The organism is Streptomyces sp. NPDC026522, assembly GCF_055567555.1.
The window spans coordinates 372,039-389,113 of the sequence record NZ_JBVHQF010000009.1 but is presented as its reverse complement, the minus strand read 5'-3'; the positions used below and the strand labels follow the sequence as shown (position 1 = coordinate 389,113).

General features: G+C 73.6%; 17 protein-coding genes. 9 read left to right on the top strand and 8 right to left on the bottom strand.

The window, feature by feature from the left end:
- Positions 1-33 precede the first annotated feature (33 nt).
- Together ACZ4M3_RS24640 and ACZ4M3_RS24635 are read left to right on the top strand one after the other, a co-directional pair.
- The gene (locus ACZ4M3_RS24640; RefSeq protein WP_467736053.1) at positions 34-534 is read left to right on the top strand and encodes a CinA family protein; all 501 of its coding nucleotides are present in this window, start codon (positions 34-36) and stop codon (positions 532-534) included.
- Positions 535-643: 109 nt separating this feature from the next.
- A complete protein-coding gene (locus tag ACZ4M3_RS24635) occupies positions 644-1,024 on the top strand; it encodes a helix-turn-helix domain-containing protein (RefSeq protein WP_136212514.1) in 381 nt (126 codons plus the stop codon).
- A 355-nt stretch (positions 1,025-1,379) separates the two neighbouring features.
- On the opposite strand, the gene ACZ4M3_RS24630 is transcribed toward ACZ4M3_RS24635, so the two are convergent.
- From ACZ4M3_RS24630 to ACZ4M3_RS24615, 4 genes are all read right to left on the bottom strand, one after another.
- Positions 1,380-2,144 (bottom strand): SDR family NAD(P)-dependent oxidoreductase, encoded by a 765-nt coding sequence (locus tag ACZ4M3_RS24630; RefSeq protein WP_467736016.1) that lies wholly within the window; start codon positions 2,142-2,144, stop codon positions 1,380-1,382.
- 36 nt (positions 2,145-2,180) lie between these two features.
- The gene (locus ACZ4M3_RS24625; protein ID WP_467736014.1) at positions 2,181-2,984 is read right to left on the bottom strand and encodes a DNA-formamidopyrimidine glycosylase family protein; all 804 of its coding nucleotides are present in this window, start codon (positions 2,982-2,984) and stop codon (positions 2,181-2,183) included.
- Between the two features lie 121 nt (positions 2,985-3,105).
- The gene (locus ACZ4M3_RS24620; RefSeq protein WP_467736012.1) at positions 3,106-3,801 is read right to left on the bottom strand and encodes a hypothetical protein; all 696 of its coding nucleotides are present in this window, start codon (positions 3,799-3,801) and stop codon (positions 3,106-3,108) included.
- A gap of 202 nt (positions 3,802-4,003) precedes the next feature.
- Positions 4,004-8,611: an ATP-dependent helicase gene (locus tag ACZ4M3_RS24615; RefSeq protein WP_467736010.1), complete on the bottom strand. Its 4,608-nt coding sequence runs from the start codon at positions 8,609-8,611 to the stop codon at positions 4,004-4,006.
- Between the two features lie 80 nt (positions 8,612-8,691).
- On the opposite strand from ACZ4M3_RS24615, the gene ACZ4M3_RS24610 reads away from it, so the two are divergent.
- From ACZ4M3_RS24610 to ACZ4M3_RS24600, 3 genes are all read left to right on the top strand, one after another.
- The gene (locus ACZ4M3_RS24610) at positions 8,692-9,531 is read left to right on the top strand and encodes an AraC family transcriptional regulator (protein WP_467736008.1); all 840 of its coding nucleotides are present in this window, start codon (positions 8,692-8,694) and stop codon (positions 9,529-9,531) included.
- Between the two features lie 93 nt (positions 9,532-9,624).
- The gene (locus ACZ4M3_RS24605; protein WP_467736006.1) at positions 9,625-10,323 is read left to right on the top strand and encodes an AzlC family ABC transporter permease; all 699 of its coding nucleotides are present in this window, start codon (positions 9,625-9,627) and stop codon (positions 10,321-10,323) included.
- Complete coding sequence (locus ACZ4M3_RS24600) at positions 10,320-10,628, top strand: AzlD domain-containing protein (RefSeq protein WP_467736004.1); 309 nt, start codon at positions 10,320-10,322, stop codon at positions 10,626-10,628. Before ACZ4M3_RS24605 ends, ACZ4M3_RS24600 begins: the two co-directional genes overlap by 4 nt.
- Here the strand turns inward: ACZ4M3_RS24600 and ACZ4M3_RS24595 are convergent.
- Positions 10,625-11,554 (bottom strand): hypothetical protein, encoded by a 930-nt coding sequence (locus ACZ4M3_RS24595; protein WP_467736002.1) that lies wholly within the window; start codon positions 11,552-11,554, stop codon positions 10,625-10,627. The genes ACZ4M3_RS24600 and ACZ4M3_RS24595 overlap by 4 nt on opposite strands.
- Positions 11,555-11,634: 80 nt before the next feature.
- On the opposite strand from ACZ4M3_RS24595, the gene ACZ4M3_RS24590 reads away from it, so the two are divergent.
- Complete coding sequence (locus ACZ4M3_RS24590; protein ID WP_190186251.1) at positions 11,635-11,829, top strand: DUF3046 domain-containing protein; 195 nt, start codon at positions 11,635-11,637, stop codon at positions 11,827-11,829.
- Positions 11,830-12,062: 233 nt separating this feature from the next.
- A complete protein-coding gene (locus ACZ4M3_RS24585) occupies positions 12,063-13,202 on the top strand; it encodes an AI-2E family transporter (protein ID WP_467736051.1) in 1,140 nt (379 codons plus the stop codon).
- On the opposite strand, the gene ACZ4M3_RS24580 is transcribed toward ACZ4M3_RS24585, so the two are convergent.
- Both ACZ4M3_RS24580 and ACZ4M3_RS24575 read right to left on the bottom strand, forming a co-directional pair.
- On the bottom strand, positions 13,156-13,917 hold the full coding sequence (locus ACZ4M3_RS24580; RefSeq protein ID WP_467736000.1) for a Clp protease N-terminal domain-containing protein: 762 nt from the start codon (positions 13,915-13,917) through the stop codon (positions 13,156-13,158). The two genes, ACZ4M3_RS24585 and ACZ4M3_RS24580, sit on opposite strands and share 47 nt — an antisense overlap.
- Positions 13,918-14,029: 112 nt before the next feature.
- Positions 14,030-14,455, bottom strand: coding sequence for a hypothetical protein (locus ACZ4M3_RS24575; RefSeq protein WP_467735997.1), 426 nt, complete (start codon positions 14,453-14,455; stop codon positions 14,030-14,032).
- A 338-nt stretch (positions 14,456-14,793) separates the two neighbouring features.
- Between ACZ4M3_RS24575 and ACZ4M3_RS24570 the strand changes: the two genes are divergently transcribed.
- Positions 14,794-15,663: a S1 family peptidase gene (locus tag ACZ4M3_RS24570; protein WP_467735995.1), complete on the top strand. Its 870-nt coding sequence runs from the start codon at positions 14,794-14,796 to the stop codon at positions 15,661-15,663.
- Between the two features lie 52 nt (positions 15,664-15,715).
- Here ACZ4M3_RS24570 and ACZ4M3_RS24565 read toward each other — a convergent pair whose 3' ends face one another.
- Positions 15,716-16,210, bottom strand: coding sequence for a DUF4188 domain-containing protein (locus ACZ4M3_RS24565; RefSeq protein ID WP_467735993.1), 495 nt, complete (start codon positions 16,208-16,210; stop codon positions 15,716-15,718).
- Positions 16,211-16,288: 78 nt separating this feature from the next.
- Between ACZ4M3_RS24565 and ACZ4M3_RS24560 the strand changes: the two genes are divergently transcribed.
- Entirely contained in the window at positions 16,289-16,924 is a 636-nt protein-coding gene (locus ACZ4M3_RS24560) for a MerR family transcriptional regulator (RefSeq protein WP_467735991.1), read from the top strand.
- The last annotated feature ends 151 nt before the right edge of the window (positions 16,925-17,075 follow it).

The window sequence follows — 17,075 nt, the reverse complement described above, 5'->3', positions numbered from 1 at the left end:
GAAGCCGCCACCGCGCAGGACGGGACGGCGCAGCTGGCCGGGACCGTACTGCGCCTGCTCGCGCAGAGTGACCAGACGCTCGCTGTTGCGGAGTCGCTGACCGGCGGACTGGTCGCCGCGGAACTGACCGCGGTGCCGGGAGCCTCGAAATCGTTCCGCGGCTCGGTGACCGCGTACGCCACCGAGCTCAAGCACCGGGTCCTCGGGGTGGACGGGCAGCTGCTGGCGGCGGAAGGCGCGGTGAACGCGCAGGTCGCGGAGGAGATGGCGGCCGGGGTGCGCCGCGTGCTGGGGGCTTCGTGGGGGATCGCGACGACCGGGGTGGCCGGTCCCGACCCGCAGGACGGGCAGCCGGTCGGCACCGTTTTCGTCGCCGTGGCGGGCCCGGCGGGCAGGAAAACGGCCCGGCTGCGGTTGAACGGCTCCCGTACGGAAATTCGTAGGGAGAGTGCACGGACAGTGCTCGAACTCCTCTCGAGCGAACTCCGCGAGAATCTGCGGGGGCAGGATACGGAACAGAACGGGGGGATTTGATGTTTGCAGCCCTGAGTGAACACGACATCGCTCCCCGCACGGCCGCGGCGCGAGGCGGTACGGTGGGGCGTGAAGGTTACGGCTACACGGTCAGAGGAGGGAGCCACCGATGATTCTGCTCCGTCGCCTGCTGGGTGACGTGCTGCGTCGGCAGCGCCAGCGCCAGGGCCGTACTCTGCGCGAAGTCTCCTCGTCCGCCCGAGTTTCGCTCGGCTATCTCTCCGAGGTGGAGCGGGGGCAGAAGGAGGCATCCTCCGAGCTGCTCTCCGCGATCTGCGACGCGTTGGACGTACGGATGTCCGAGCTGATGCGCGAAGTCAGTGACGAGCTGTCGCTGGCGGAGCTTGCGCAGTCGGCCGCGGCAAGCGAACCGGTGCCGGCACCGGTGCGCCCGATGCTCAATTCGGTCTCCGTGGCCTCGGTCGCGGGCACCACGGAGCGGGTGACCATCAAGGCGCCCGTGGAAGCGGTGAACGTCGTAGCCGCGTGAAGGCGAGCGCGTGAAGCGCGTGTGAGTGTGGCCGGAGCCCCGGCCGGTGCGTCAGGCACCGGACGGGGTTCCTTGCCGTTCTGGGTGCGGCGGCGGGAGCGGTGCGGGAGGATGGGCCCGTCCGGATTCCGGCCTTCCTGGGAGGCGGCCGTGCGGTGGTTACTCATACCCGTTGCGCTGACGGCCGGGGTGCTGTGGTGGTGGGCCGTGCTGAGGCTCGCGCTGGAGCCCGCCGACGCGGGGCCCGTGGAGGGCGCGATAGCCGTCGGCGGATGGGGGCTGGGACTGCTGCCCGTGCACTGCGTGCCCGGGCCGGTGCGCAGGCGCTCCGGGGCGGCGGCCGGTGGGGCGCAGCTCACCAGGGCATCGATACTCCCCCGTTCGGGCGGAGGATCTGGCCCGTCATGAAGGACGAGGCGTCGGAGGCGAGGTAGAGCACGGCCTGGGCGATGTCCTCGGGCTCCCCGACCCGGCGCAGCGGCGACATCCGGATCATCGCCGCCTCGGTCCGCTCCAGCTCCGCGGCGCTGTGGCGGCCGGTCATGGGGGTGCGGATCCAGCCCGGCGCGACGGCATTGACGCGGATGCCGTGCGGGCCGCTCTCGGTGGCGAGCGTCTTGGTCAGCTGGACCACGGCGGCCTTCGCGGCGCTGTAGCAGAGGAGCCCCGGCTGGGCGGCGTCGACGGCGCCGGAGGCCATGGTGACGACCGAACCGGGGCGGCCGGCGGCGATCATGGCCCGGACGGCCTCCTGACAGGTGCGCAGGACGCCCTTGAAATTGATGTCCAGGACCCGGTCGAGGTCCTCGTCGGTGGTGTCCAGGACGCTGCTCGTGTGCATGATCCCGGCGATGGCGGCGGTGATGTCGAGCGGACCGGCGGCGGCGACGGCGGCCCGCAGGGCGGCGCGGTCGGTCACGTCGAGGGTGTGGACGCTCGCCGTGCCGCCGGCTCCGGCGACCAGGCGGGCGGTCTCGCGCAGGCCGGTCGCGTCGCGGTCGGCGCAGTGCACGGCCGCGCCGGCCCGGGCGAGGAGCACGGCGGTGGCGCGGCCGATCCCGCTCGCGGCGCCGGTGACGAGCGCGGTGCGGCCGGTGAGGTCGTACGGGGCTGTGGGCATGTCCGGACGGTACGACCGGATCTGACGGGGCGTCAACTACGGGGTCGGGCCGGACTGGCAGCGCGGGCACCAGTACGTGGGGCGGTCCTCCTTCACGACCCGGCGTACCGGGGTGCCGCAGCGCAGGCAGGGGCGCGGGGCGCGCCCGTACACGAAGAGGGCCTGGCCCCGGCGGCGGCTGCCCGTGGTGTTGCGGCTCTCGTTGGTGCCGAGGTTGGCGGCGAGGAGACGCTGGGCGGCGCCGGCCAGGCGGACGACGGTGACCTCGGGCTCCGGCAGCGCGCCGACCGGGGTCCAGGGCGTGACCTGGGCGAGGAAGCAGAGCTCGCACATGTACACGTTGCCGATGCCCGCGAGGTTGCGCTGGTCGAGCAGGGCTTCGCCCAGGGGGCGTTCGGGGGCGGCGAGCAGGTTCGCCGCGGCTTTGGCGGGGTCCCAGTCCGGGCCGAGGAGGTCGGGGCCGAGGTGGCCGACGACCTTGTCCTCGTCGGCGGTGCGCAGGAGTTCCAGGACGGGGAGGCGGTAGCCGACGGCGGTGTCGGTGGCGGTGCCGAGGATGGCGCGGATCTCGTAGACGGGGCCGCCGTGCCACTTGCGCCCGGTGGGGAAGACGTGCCAGGCGCCGTCCATGCGCAGGTGGCTGTGGAGGGTGAGGCCGCCGTCGCCGTCGATGCGGGTGAGCAGGTGTTTGCCGCGCGGGACCACGTTCAAGGTGGTGCGGCCGGTGAGGTCCACGGTGGCGAGGCGGGGGACGCGCAGGTCGCTGCGGGTGATCTCCCGGCCGGCCAGGGCGGCGTGCAGCCGGGCCGCGGCGCGCCAGACGCTGTCTCCTTCGGGCATGGCTCCATTGTGGCTCCGGGCGCCGGCCCGCGGAGGTCCGCCACCCGTTGTGGGTGCGGTGGCAAGCCGAGGCCCCCGCTGCGGGGTGTCCGTGCGGGGGCCTTTCGTGCAGGGTGGCGTACTACTTCCAGGTGAGGGCCTTGTTGCCCACCGTGCTGTACGGCTCGTTCCAGTACTCCGCGCCGGTCACCTTCGTCTGGGCCGAGGGCGCCAGGGCGATCGCGCAGCTGGTCTGCGACTGGCCGTTGGTGAAGCCCTTGGGCAGCGACTCGTCCTTGCACTTCTCGAACGTGCCGATGACCGATACGCCGCCTGCCTCGCTGCCGTCCGGGAGGAGGCCCTTGATGTGGCCGACCGAGGAGAACGAGAGGTCCGTGGTGCCGACGTTCTTGACGGTGTAGCGGATGTAGTAGGGGATCTGCCCCTTCACCTTGTCGCCCAGCTTGAGCGGGTCGAGGTCGGCGGGCTGGCCCTGCTCGATGGAGGTGACGGTGAGGGCGATGGTGCCGCCCTTGGTGCTGCCGTAGTCGAACGGGACGGTCGCCGCCTCGCCGATCTTGAAGCTCTGGCCCGGCTTGGCCGTGCCGGCGGCTCCGGCGGGCGCGGCGCTGCCGGCGGCCGACGGACTGGCGGCGGTACTGGGCTCGGCGGAGCTGGCCGAGGGTGCGCCTGCCGCGGGCGAGCTGGGCGTCGCCGGGACCGCATCCTCGTTGCCGCTCTTGCAGCCGCTCAGTGCCAGGGTGGCGGTGACCGCCAGGCCGACGGTGGCGAATACGGTCCTGCGCGTGATGGTGTTGCTCACTTCGGAGTCCCCCATGGACTGTACGTTTGACTGCACATCGTCAATCGCGATGCCTCTGGTGATCCTACGGCCGGAGGAACCGGCAGCTCGCGATCGGCCGTCTTCGTGACGCGCTCAGGACATAAGCGCAACATAAGCGGAATGGTCGGGCCGGAACCGGCCGTGGGGCGGCCCGACCCTTCGGGGCCTGCGGGAGTGCCCCCCGCCCCGGCCGCCGTCACGGTCTCAGGCGCAGGCCCCGCGGGGTGGCGTGGAAGCCCGCCGCCTCCAGGGAACGGCCCGGCGCGGAGGTCAGGGCCGGGGCCGCGTTGATCCGCTCGACCGTCAGGGGCGGGACCGTCCCCGCACGGCAGGCCGCGGCCAGCGAGGACACGGCGGCTTCCAGGCGCGGATCCTCCGCCTCGGGCCAGGCCAGCAGCGTCTTGCCGCCCCGCTCCAGGTAGAGCACGAGTTCCCCGTCGACCAGGACCACCAGCGAGCCCGCCTTGCGGCCCGGCTTGTGCGTGGCCCCGGCCGGCGGCTCCGGCCAGGGCAGGGCCGCGCCGTACGCGTTCGCCGGGTCGGCGGCGGCCAGTACCACCGCGGCCAGCGGGGGCGGCGTCCGCTCCGCCGCCCGCAACCGGTCCACCGCGCCGTCCATCGCGAACTGGGCGGCGCCCAGCCCCTCGACGACATAACCCCGCCTGGCCTGCCCGCTGTCCTCGAACGCCGACAGCACCCGGTACACGGCGCTGAAACCCCCTTCCACCCCCTCCGCCGCGACCGCGCCCCGGGTCACCACGCCGTGCCGGTCCAGCAGGGTCCGGGCCAGGGCGTGCGCCCGGTGGGTCGGGTCCGGGGCCTGGCCGGGCAGCAGCGACCAGCGGCCGGAGACCGTGGGCGGGCCGGTGCGCGACACCGTCGCGCTCAGGGTGCCGTAGCGGCCGCGCGGGATCGTACGGCGGGCCCGGTGCGCGGTGGCACCGGCCGTGCGGCCCGATCCCAGCAGGGACCGCAGCGGGGCCAGGGTGTCGTTCGTCAGCCGCCCCGACCAGGCCAGGTCCCAGAGCGCATCGGACAGCTGGAGGTCGGACGCCTCCGGCCACTTCGCCCGGACCGATTCCACCAGCTGGCGGAAGAACAGGCCGTAGCCGCCCGAGAGCGCGTCGAGGACCGCCTGGTGCAGCGGCGTCTGCTCCAGCGGGTGGGGCGGTGGCAGCAGCAGGGGCGCCGCCTCGGCGAGATAGAGCGAGACCCAGCCGTCCTTGCCGGGGAGGGCTCCGGCCCCGGCCCAGACCACCTCGCCCGTGGTGGTCAGCTCGTCCAGCAGGGCGGGGGAGTAGCCCGAGACCCGCGAGGGCAGGATCAGCCGCTCCAGGGCGGAAGCCGGCACCGGAGCCCCCTGGAGCTGCTCGATCGCCCGGGCCAGCCCGTCGATCCCGCGCAGGGCGCCGCCCAGGTGCTGCCACTGCGGCAGGAAGGTGGCCAGCGAGGCCGGGGGCACCGGCTCCAGCTCCTGGCGCAGGGCCGCGAGCGAACGGCGGCGCAGCCTGCGCAGCACCGCGGCGTCGCACCACTCCTGGCCGATCCCCGCCGGGTGGAACTCGCCCTGCACTACCCGGCCCGCCGCCGCCAGCCGGTGCAGGGCGCCCTCGGTGACCGCCGCGCCGAGGCCGAAGCGGGCGGCGACGGCGGTGGTGGTGAACGGTCCGTGGGTGCGGGCGTACCGGGCCAGGAGGTCCCCGAGCGGGTCCTTGACCGGTTCGGTGAAGGCCTCCGGGACCCCGACGGGCAGCGCGGTGCCCAGCGCGTCCCGCAGCCGGCCCGCGTCCTCGATCGCCGCCCAGTGGTCGGCGCCGCCGACCCGGACCCGGATCGCCCGCCGCGCCGCGCCCAGTTCACCGGCCCACGACGGCTGCGCGCCGCGCTCGGCCAGCTCCTTCTCGGTGAGCGGGCCCAGCAGGCGCAGCAGGTCGGCCACCGACTCGGCGTCCTTGGCCCGGCGGTCCTCGGTCAGCCACTGGAGTTCGCGCTCCAGCTCCTCCAGTACCGCGGCGTCCAGCAGTTCCCGCAGTTCCGCCTGGCCGAGCAGCTCCGCCAGCAGCCGGGAGTCCAGCGAGAGCGCCGCCGCCCTGCGCTCGGCCAGCGGCGAGTCCCCCTCGTACAGGAACTGGGCCACGTAACCGAACAGCAGCGAGCGCGCGAACGGGGACGGCTCCGGCGTGGTGACCTCGACCAGCCGCACCCGCCGCGCCTCGATGTCGCCCATCAGCTCCGTCAGGCCCGGCACGTCGAAGACGTCCTGGAGGCATTCCCGTACGGCTTCCAGCACGATCGGGAACGAACCGAACTCCGACGCCACTTGGAGCAGTTGGGATGCGCGCTGGCGCTGCTGCCACAGCGGGGTGCGCTTGCCCGGATTGCGGCGCGGCAGCAGCAGGGCGCGCGCCGCGCACTCGCGGAACCGGGAGGCGAACAGCGCCGAGCCGCCGACCTGGTCGGTGACGATCTGCTGGACGTCGCCGCGGTCGAAGGCGACGTCCGCCGCGCCCAGCGGAGCCTGCTCGTCATCGAACTCGAAGGACTGCGCGGCGGCCGCCGCGCTCTGGTGCAGCGGATCGTGGTCGAGCAGGTCCATGGAGAGCAGGTCCGCGTCCGGCAGGCGCAGCACGATGCCGTCGTCCGCATGCATCACCTGGGCGTCCATCCCGTACCGCTCGGCGAGCCGGGCGCCGAGGGCCAGCGCCCAGGGAGCGTGCACCTGCGCGCCGAAGGGGGAGTGGACGACGACCCGCCAGTCGCCGAGCTCGTCGCGGAACCGCTCGACCACGATCGTCCGGTCGTCCGGCACATGACCGCAGGCCTCGCGCTGTTCGGCGAGGTAGGCGAGGACGTTCTCCGCGGCCCAGGCGTCGAGCCCGGCCGCCAGCAGCCGCAGCCGGGCGTCCTCCTCGCCGAGCCCGCCGAGCTCGCGCAGGAACGCGCCGACCGCACGGCCCAGTTCCAGGGGGCGGCCCAGCTGGTCGCCCTTCCAGAACGGCAACCGCCCCGGCACGCCGGGCGCCGGGGAGACCAGGACGCGGTCGCGGGTGATGTCCTCGATCCGCCAGGAGCTGGTGCCCAGCGTGAACACGTCCCCCACCCGGGACTCGTAGACCATCTCCTCGTCCAGCTCGCCGACCCGGCCGCCGCCCTTCTTCGGATCGGCCCCCGCGAGGAAGACGCCGAAGAGGCCGCGGTCCGGGATCGTGCCGCCCGAGGTCACGGCGAGACGCTGGGCCCCCGGGCGGCCGGTGATCGTGCCCGCCACCCGGTCCCACACGACGCGCGGTCTCAGCTCGGCGAACGCGTCCGACGGATAGCGGCCCGCCAGCATGTCCAGCACGGAGGTGAACGCCGACTCCGGCAGCGCCGCGAACGGCGCCGCGCGGCGGACCAGGGCCAGCAGGTCGTCCAGTTGCCAGGTGTCCATCGCGGTCATCGCGACCAGCTGCTGGGCCAGGACGTCCAGCGGATTGGAGGGGATGCGCAGGGACTCGATCGAACCCGTGCGCATCCGCTCGGTCACCACGGCCGCCTGCACCAGGTCCCCCCGGTACTTGGGGAACACGACGCCGGTGGAGACCGCACCCACCTGGTGGCCCGCCCGGCCGACGCGCTGGAGCCCGGAGGCCACCGAGGGCGGCGACTCCACCTGCACCACCAGGTCCACCGCGCCCATGTCGATGCCCAGTTCGAGACTGGACGTGGCCACCACGGCGGGCAGCCGGCCGGCCTTCAGGTCCTCCTCGACCAGCGCCCGCTGCTCCTTGGACACCGAGCCGTGGTGCGCGCGGGCCAGCAGCGGCGGCGCGCCCTGCGCGGCGCCCGACTGCGCCATGATCTCGGCCGGCGGTGACCCCTCGGGCAGCTTCTCGCCCATCGCCCGCTCGTACGCGATCTCGTTGAGCCGGTTGCACAGCCGCTCCGCGAGCCGCCGGGAGTTGGCGAACACGATCGTGGACCGGTGGGCCTGCACCAGATCGGCGATCCGCTCCTCCACATGCGGCCAGATGGAGGGCTTGTCCCCGCCTTCCCGGCCCTCGGTGGCGGGCGAGCCGCCCAGCTCGCCCATGTCCTCGACCGGGACGACCACCGACAGGTCGAATTCCTTCGCCGACGGTGGCTGGACGATCTCCACCCTGCCGCGCGGCGCGAGGTACCGGGCCACCTCGTCCACCGGCCGGACCGTCGCCGACAGGCCGATCCGGCGCGCCGGACGCGGCAGCAGCTCGTCCAGCCGCTCCAGGGACAGCGCCAGGTGTGCCCCGCGCTTGGTGCCCGCGACGGCGTGCACCTCGTCCAGGATCACCGTCTCCACTCCGGCGAGGGCGTCGCGCGCCGCCGACGTCAGCATCAGGAACAGCGACTCCGGCGTGGTGATCAGAATGTCCGGCGGCCGCGTCACCAGCGCCCGGCGCTCGGCGGGCGGGGTGTCACCGGAGCGGATGCCGACGCGGATCTCCGGCTCCGGCAGGCCCAGCCGCACGGACTCCTGCCGGATGCCGGTCAGCGGGCTGCGCAGGTTGCGCTCCACGTCGACGGCCAGCGCCTTGAGCGGCGATACGTACAGCACCCGGCAGCGCTTCTTCGGCTCGGCCGGCGGCGGGGTGGACGCCAGCTGGTCGAGGGCCGCGAGGAAGGCGGCCAGGGTCTTGCCGGAGCCGGTGGGCGCCACGACCAGGACGTCCGAGCCCGCGCCGATCGCCCGCCAGGCCCCCTCCTGGGCGGAGGTCGGCATGACGAAGGCCCCCGAGAACCACGAGCGGGTCGCGGGGGAGAACGAGTCGAGCGCGCTACCGGACATGCCCCCATCGTGCACCCGGCCACTGACAACCGGGCGGACCTGCGCAAACGCGCCGACGGGCGGGCGCGCAGAATGGGGGGATGGGGACGGACGAGGGCCGCCGGGAGTGGGCCCGGCACTGGCAGTACCGGGAGCTGCCCGGGCTGGACCTGCTGCGCGCCCACTACGTGCGCCACACCTTCCCGCGCCACGCCCACGACGGGTACGTCATCGCGGCCGTCAGCGGCGGCGTCGAGGAGATCGGCCTGCCGGCCGGCACCCTGCGGGCCGGGCCGGGCAGCGTGGTCCTGATCAACCCCGAGGTGGCGCACACCGCCCGCGCGGGGGTGCCCGAAGGCTGGGCGTACGCGACCCTCTACCCGTCCCGCGCGCTGATCACCGAGGTCGCCGCCGAGATCGGCACGCTGCGCGGGACCCCCGGCTTCACCGCCGACATGGTCTCCGACCCGCAGGCCTCACGGGTGATCTCCGAGGTGCACCGGGCCGCCGAGGCCGGGAACGCGCTGGCCGCCGACACGCTGCTGCGCGGTGTCGTGGCGCGGATGCTGACCCGGCACGCCGGACCGCTGCCCACCCGGCCGGTGCGGCGCGCGGGCGGCGCCGACGCGGAGCGGGCCAGGGCCGTGCTGGAGGAACGCATCGCGCAGCCGCCGTCGCTGGAGCAGCTCGCGGCGGAGCTGGGTACGAGCCCGTTCGCCCTGCTGCGGGCCTTCCGGGAGCGGTACGGGATGCCGCCGCACACCTGGCTGACCGACGCCCGGGTACGGCGCGCCCGTCGGCTGCTGGACGCGGGCACCGCGCCGGCGGAGGCGGCCGTCGCCGTCGGCTTCACCGACCAGCCCCACCTGAACCGGCACTTCACCCGGATCGTCGGGGTCCCGCCGGGCGCCTACCGCCGGGAGCGCAGGCAGACCGGTTGAGGTACGGCCGCCCCGCCGGCCCCGGGCGCGCGCAAGAACGTACAAGACCGCCGCCCGGCCCGCGCATAGCGTCAGGGCGTGGGAGAACATCAGATGGTGATACAAGAGACCCCCCAGGGGGTCACCGAGCGGCCGCGCGCCGCCGTGGTACGGGACGCGCTCGGCGTCGGGGTGGCCGTCGGCCTGTCCGGGTTCGCGTTCGGGGTGACCGCCGCCGGGGCCGGCATCAGCGTGCTCCAGGCCTGCGTGCTGAGCCTGCTCGTCTTCACCGGCGCCTCGCAGTTCGCGCTGGTCGGGGCCCTCGCCGCGGGCGGGAACCCGTTCACCGCCGCCGCCGGGGCCTTCTTCCTCGGGACCCGCAACGCCTTCTACGGGCTGCGGCTGTCCCAGCTGCTCGACCTGCCGGGGCCGCTGCGGCCGCTCGCCGCGCACTGGGTCATCGACGAGACGACCGCCGTCGCCCTCGCCCAGCCCGGGCGCAAGTCGGCGCGGCTCGGCTTCACCGTGACCGGACTGACCCTGTACGTGCTGTGGAACCTCACCACCCTGCTCGGCGCGCTCGGCGCCGAGGCCATCGGCGACACCACCGTGTGGGGCCTGGACGCGGCCGGGCCCGCGGTCTTCCTGGCCCTGCTCGCGCCGATGCTGAAGAGCTCCACCGAGCGGGCCGTCGCCGCCCTCGCACTGGTCCTCGGGCTCGGCCTGCTGCCCGTACTGCCCTCCGGGGTGCCCGTGCTGATCGCGGCACTGGCCGCCCCCGCCGTGCTGTGGATGAAGGGACGCCGCTCGTGAACGTCTGGATCGCCATCGCGCTGACCGTCGTCGGCTGCTACGCCGTCAAGCTCGCCGGACTGCTCGTGCCGGCCGGAGCCCTGGAGCGGCCGGCCGTGCGCAAGCTGTCCGCGCTGCTGCCCGTCGCCCTGCTCGCCGCCCTCACCGCCCAGCAGACGTTCAGCACCGGCCACGAGCTCGTCCTCGACGCCCGCGCCGCCGGACTGGCCGCCGCCGCCCTCGCGCTGCTGCTGCGCGCCCCGTTCCTCGTCGTGGTCGGCGTGGCGGTCCTCGTCACGGCCGGCCTGCGCGCCGTCACCGGTTAGCCGAGCGGGCGGCCGTAGGCGCGGAGCGTCAGGAGCGCCTCCAGCGTGGCGATCGGGCGCCGCTCCAGGGAGCTGCCCGGGGCCCAGGCCCGGCGGAGCACCGGCCAGCCGCCGTCCGGCTGCTGCCGGGCGGCGAGGAAGTCCAGGGACCGGCCCATCTCCGCGTCCGTGAACCAGCCGCGCGCCGCCGACTCCGGGCGGTGCGCGAAGTCGTACGGGAACAGCTGCTCGCCCGGCGCGCAGCCGGGCGCCGTCGGGTACTCGGACCGGCGCGCTGGATCCAGTACCACCAGGCGCCGCTCGCGCACCAGCCGCCCCAGCCGGTCCGCGGCCGCCGCCGCCCGGCCGCGGTCCGGGACGCCGTCGAGGAAGGCCACCGCGCCCTGGACCTCGTACGGGTGCCAGTGGCGCAGCGTCTCGATCCGGTCCCAGCAGAAGTCGGTGGCCCGGAACAGCCACGCGTGCCAGATCCGGTTGCGGTGCAGGGCGCCCACGACCGGGCCGGTGGTCAGCAGCGCACCCGGCGGGTCGTCGTGCACCGGGTGGTACGGGGCCACCGGATGGCCGCCGGAGCCGGGCGACACCACCGGGAGCGCGCCGTCGGAGGTGGCGACCCCGGTCAGGTGCCCGCAGAGCCGCTCCACCCGCCGGCCCGCGCACCGGCCGAGGCCGTCCAGCACCCGCAGGGCGTACGCGGCGTGCAGCGGCTGGCTCACCGGGCCGCGCAGATCCGGGTCGAGCGCGTGCCCGTAGCCGCCGTCGGCGCCCAGGTACGCCCCGAGGGCGGCATCGACGGCGTCGGCGTCGCCGCCGAGGAAGTGGAACGCGAACCGGCGCTGTTCCAGCACCCGCGCCGTGAGCCAGATGAACCGCTCGGCGCGGGCGAGCGGGGTCGGCGGGGCCGACGCGGGTTCGTCTCCAGGCATGCGGGAACCGTAGGGGGCCGGATGCGGGCTCCGGGGCACGAACGCGGTCGGTGCACTCTCCGGGGCGGGATACTGGTGGCATGCGGTTGACGATTTTCTGGGAGCGGATGGCCGAGTACTTCGGGGCGGCCTACGCGGACTCCTTCGCACGGGACCACGTCATGACGGAGCTCGGCGGACGCACCGTCCACCAGGCGCTGGAGGCGGGCTGGGAGGCCAAGGACGTGTGGCGCGCGGTGTGTTCGGCGATGGACGTGCCCGCCTCCCTGCGCTGACCGGGCGCCCGGCCCGTCCGGACCGGTACGGGGTGGGTCAGACTGGGTGCGTGGCAGCGACTGAAGAGACGACCCCCGTACAACCCGAACAGCCCGTAGATCCCGCACACGCCGGCCGGCCCGACGGGCGCGGGCAGCCCGGCGGCGGCGCGACCGCCCCGGCGCCCCGGGCGCCCGAACCGTCGGCGCGGGCCACGGGCGAGGCCGTGGCTGCGGCCGGGGCCCGGGACCGGATGCCGCGCTGGCTGCCGCGCGCGGTGATCCTCGTCCTGGCCCTGGTCGCCTGCTTCCAGCTCGGCAGCTGGGCCTTCCACCAGCTGATCGGGCTGCTCGTCAACATCCTGATCGCCTTCTTCCTCGCGCTCGCGGTCGAACCCGCCGTGTCCCGGATGGCGGCCCGCGGCATGCGCCGCGGACTCGCCACCTTCCTGGTGTTCCTCGGGGTGTTCGTCGCGGCCGCCGGATTCGTGGCCCTGCTGGGCTCGATGCTCGCCGGGCAGATCGTCGACATGGTGGAGGGCTTCCCGCGCTACCTCGACTCCGTCATCAGATCCGTCAACGCGACGTTCCACACCGAGCTGTCCCGGCTGGAGATCCAGGACAGCCTGCTGCACTCGGACTGGCTGCAGAAGTACGTGCGCAACAGCGCGAGCGGCGTGCTCGACGTGTCCGCCACCGTGCTCGGCGGCCTGTTCAAGCTGCTGACCGTCGGGCTGTTCTCCTTCTACTTCGCCGCGGACGGGCCGCGGCTGCGGCGCGCGCTGTGCTCCGTACTGCCGCCCGCCAAGCAGTCGGAGGTGCTGCGCGCCTGGGAGATCGCCGTCGCGAAGACGGGCGGCTACCTCTACTCGCGCGGGCTGATGGCACTGGTCTCCGGCGTCGCCCACTACGTGGTGTTCGCCGTCCTCAACGTGCCGTACGCGCCCGCGCTCGCCGTGTGGGTGGGCCTGGTGTCGCAGTTCGTCCCCACCATCGGCACCTATCTGGCGGGCGCGCTGCCCATGCTGATCGCCTTCACGGTCGACCCCTGGTACGCGCTGTACGTGCTCGGGTTCGTGGTGATCTACCAGCAGTTCGAGAACTACGTGCTCCAGCCCAAGCTGACCGCGAAGACGGTGGACATCCATCCGGCGGTCGCCTTCGGTTCGGTCATCGCGGGCACCGCCCTGCTGGGAGCGGTCGGGGCGCTCATCGCGATCCCGGCTGTCGCCACGCTCCAGGCCTTCCTCGGTGCCTACGTGAAGCGCTACGAGCTGACGGAGGGCGCCGGCCTGCCCGACGACGCGGGCCGGGAGGCCGGCGCCGGCTCCGCCGCAGCTGCCGCGGCTACTCCTCCCGCATCCCGTCGACGGTGGCTGCCAGGGCGTCGGTGACGGTCGCCTCGACGGCGCTCTTCTCCAGACCGAGGCCGCTGAGCACGCCCTGACCGTTCTCGAGTTCGAGGAGGGCGAGCAGGATGTGCTCGGTGCCCACGTAGGGGTGCCCCATGCGCAGGGCCTCGCGGAAGGTCAGTTCCAGGGCCTTCTTCGCGCCGGCGTCGAAGGGGGTCAGGGCGGGCAGCTCCTCCGCCGCGACGGGCTCGGGCAGGACCGCGGCGACGGCGGCGCGTACCGCGTCGTCGGTGACGTGGTGCTCGTGCAGGGCGAGCGCGGCGAGCCCCTCGGACTCGGCGAGCAGGCCGAGCACCAGGTGCTCGGGGCGGATCTCGGTGCTCCCGGTGGCGCGGGCCTCGTTCTGTGAGGCGACGACGACGCCGCGGGCGCGGGGGGTGAAGCGGGCGAAGCCCTGGCTGGGGTCGATCTCGGCGCCGTCGCCCTTGTCGCCCTTGGGGACGAAGCGCTTCTGGGCGGCCTGGCGGGTGACGCCCATGCTCCGGCCGATGTCGGTCCAGGAGGCGCCGGAACGGCGGGCCTGGTCGACGAAGTGGCCGATGAGGTGGTCGGCGACGTCCCCGAGGTGCTCGGCGGCGACGACGGCGCCGCTGAGCTGCTCCAGGGTGTCGGGGTGGACCTTCTTGATCGCCTCGATCAGGTCGTCGAGGCGTACCGGACTGGTCATGCGAACTGGTTCCACGGAAGGGTTCGTCATAAGGCAACCGTAGGTTGACACTCGATGGAGCGTCAACCTCGGGTTGTCATCAGAATTCGCGGTGGCCGGCCCCGCCTCCGTGGGGCGGGATCCGGCCACGGGTGCGGCTTCGTCAGGCGACCGGCTGGGTCTGGCCCGTCAGCAGCCCGATGAGCTGGTCCATCTCGTTGCGCCACAGGCGGTGCACGTTCATCCGGGTCGGCCGCTCCTGGCCGGGGAGCTGGAAGCGGAACGAGCTCCAGACGGCGTTGCGCTTGATCTCGGTGACCGCGCCGACCGCCTGGGCCGGCGGTATGGCGAAGACGATCTCCTGCGGCCGGTTGCTCATCCGGCTCGCCTTGTGGAGGACCACGGCCTGCTCGGTCACGGTGACGAAGTAGTAGGTGAGGAACATCTGGCCGATCAGGCCGAGCATGCTCATCAGCCAGACGCTGGGGCCGGCGATGGCCTGGATCGTGACGATGGGCCGGTCGGCCGGGTTGATCCGGGCGATGGCCTCGGCCACCTGCTGCTGGATCGTGGCCTTCTTGATGGCCATGGTTCCTCCAAAGCGGAATGAGCGCCCTCGGTCGTCGGGGGCACCGCAGAGTACCGATGGGCGGAGGTGGGTCCCGGGCCGGGTCCGGCCGTGGACCCATGGGGGCGGGTATGCCGGTCACGCCCCCGTTCGTGACCGGATGGGCCCGTTGCGGCAGTTGGGGGCGGTGCGGGGGTTGGTCGGGGGCTGTGTTTCGGCCACCGCCGGGCCAACTGCCCGGGTGATAGCGGGTTTCCCCAACTGGCCATGCCCTCTTGTGGGTTGGGCTCGGCATCCCAACAATGCGCATGACAACCGGAGGATCTTCGGTTGCATCGTCACCAGAGGGGAACCCCCACATGAACAAGCCTCTCGCCGGCGCCCTGCTCTCCCTGCTCCTGATCGGAGCGGGCGCGGCCCCGGCCGCGGCCTCCGTGCCCCGGGACGCGGCCCCGCAGGCGCCGGCCTTCTCGCGGGACCAGGCGGCGCCGGCCGTCACCGTCACCTACGCGGGAACGGTCGCGCTCAGCAACTGCTCCGGCTCCGTCGTGCGCGCCCCCGGCTCGCAGCCGAACGACCCCGCGCTCGTCCTGTCCAACGGGCACTGCCTGGAGACGGGCTTCCCCGGGCCGGGCGAGGTCATCAAGGACCAGCCCTCCAGCCGTTCGTTCTCGCTGCTGAACGCGAGCGGCAGCAAGGTGGCGACGCTGCGGGCGAGCAAGGTCGCGTACGCCACGATGACCGACACCGACATCTCGATCTACCAGCTGACCTCGACGTACGCGCAGATCCAGACCAAGTACGGGATCAGCGCGCTGACCCTCAACGACGCCCACCCGGTGCAGGGGGCGGCGATCAAGGTCGTCTCGGGCTACTGGAAGCGCACCTACAGCTGCAACGTCGACGGGTTCGCCTACCTCCTCAAGGAAGGCTCCTGGACCTGGAAGGACTCGGTCCGTTACACCTCGTCGTGCAACACCATCGGCGGCACCTCCGGCTCGCCGGTGATCGACACCACGAGCGGCAAGGTCGTCGCCGTGAACAACACCGGTAACGAGAACGGCGAGCGCTGCACGGAGAACAACCCGTGCGAGGTGGACCAGAACGGCGTGGTCACGGTCCGCGAGGGCATCAACTACGCCCAGGAGACGTACATCATCGTCCCCTGCATAGGCGCGGGCAACAAGATCGACCTGGCTCGCCCCGGCTGCACCCTTCCCAAGCCGTAACTCCCCGGCGCCGTCCCCGCGCCCGCGTGCCGGGGGCGGCGCCCGCCGGCCGCTAAGCGGCCCCGCCCGCCAGCCGCTGCGCCGCCCGCTCCCCGCGCCGGCTGACGGGCTCGACGCCCCATGCCGCGCCCAGGCCGGTCGGCGGCATGTCGACGTAGACCGACTCGTAGGAACCGGCCGGGACGACGTACGTCTCGTGCCAGATCCCCACGCCGCCCCCGCTGCTCCGTACCCGGTGGTTGAACGCCGCCCAGGCGGGGCGGTGCTGCCCGTTCGGGTCGGAGGCGTAGGCGAGCAGCTTCTCGCGCGACTCCCAGTACTGCACGACGGTGAACACCCTGGGACCGCCGCTCAGGGTCCGGTATCCCAGCAGCCCGCTGTCGCCGTTGCGGGAGAGCTCCTTGAGCATGCGCGGCATCGCGGCCAGCGCCGGCAGCCAGTGGCGTACGGCGCGCCAGCGGTTGATCCGCATGCCGATGAGGAAGACGACCACGTCGCCCTCCGCGGCGGCGGTGACCCGCTGTCCGGATATCGGTGCAGTAGCCATGAGATTCCCCGTCCGTATGTGGGATAGTGGCACTATCCATGTTTGGATAGTGTCACTGTCCAAGGAAGGGTGCAAGGCATGCGGCTGGCGGAGTTGAGCGAGCGCAGCGGTGTGTCCACCGCGACGATCAAGTACTACCTGCGCGAAGGGCTGCTCCAGCCCGGCCGCCGGGTGTCCGCCACCCAGGCCGAGTACGGGGAGCACCACCTGCGGCGGCTGCGCCTGGTGCGGGCGCTGATCCAGATCGGCGGGGTGCCGGTGGCCGCGGCGCGCGAGGTGATCGCCGCCGCGGAGGACGAGTCGCTGGACCACCACCTGCGGCTGGGCGCGGCGACCCGGGCGCTGCCCTGCGCCGAGGCGTCCGCCGAGGACGACGAGGCGGTGGCGACCGCCCGCCGCTCGGTGGAGGCGCTGCTGGAGCGGCTGGGCTGGTCCTGCGGCCCCGGCCTGGACCCGCTCAACCCCGCCCACCGGCGGCTCGTCGACTCGGTCGCCGCGCTGGTCCGGCTCGGCTACCCCTGCGGCCCGGAGCAGTTGCTGCCCTACGGGCGGCTGGCGGCGCAGCTGGCGGTCACCGACCTGGACATGGTCGAGCAGCAGCCGACCCCGACCGGGCAGATCGAGGCGGCCGTCGCGCTGACGGTGCTGTACGAACCGGTACTGCTGAGCCTGCGGCGGATGGCGCACGCGGAGGAGTCGGCCCGGCGCTTCTGAGGCGACCCCCCGCCCGCGAGCCGCGGCACCCCGCGCCCCCCGGTCGCGGCGCACCCGACGGCTTCCGCGTGGCTGGCTTGACAGGAAAATCGAACACGCATTCTCATGGGTTATCCACAGCCGAACCGGGCGTGGGAGCGCATTGTCAGTG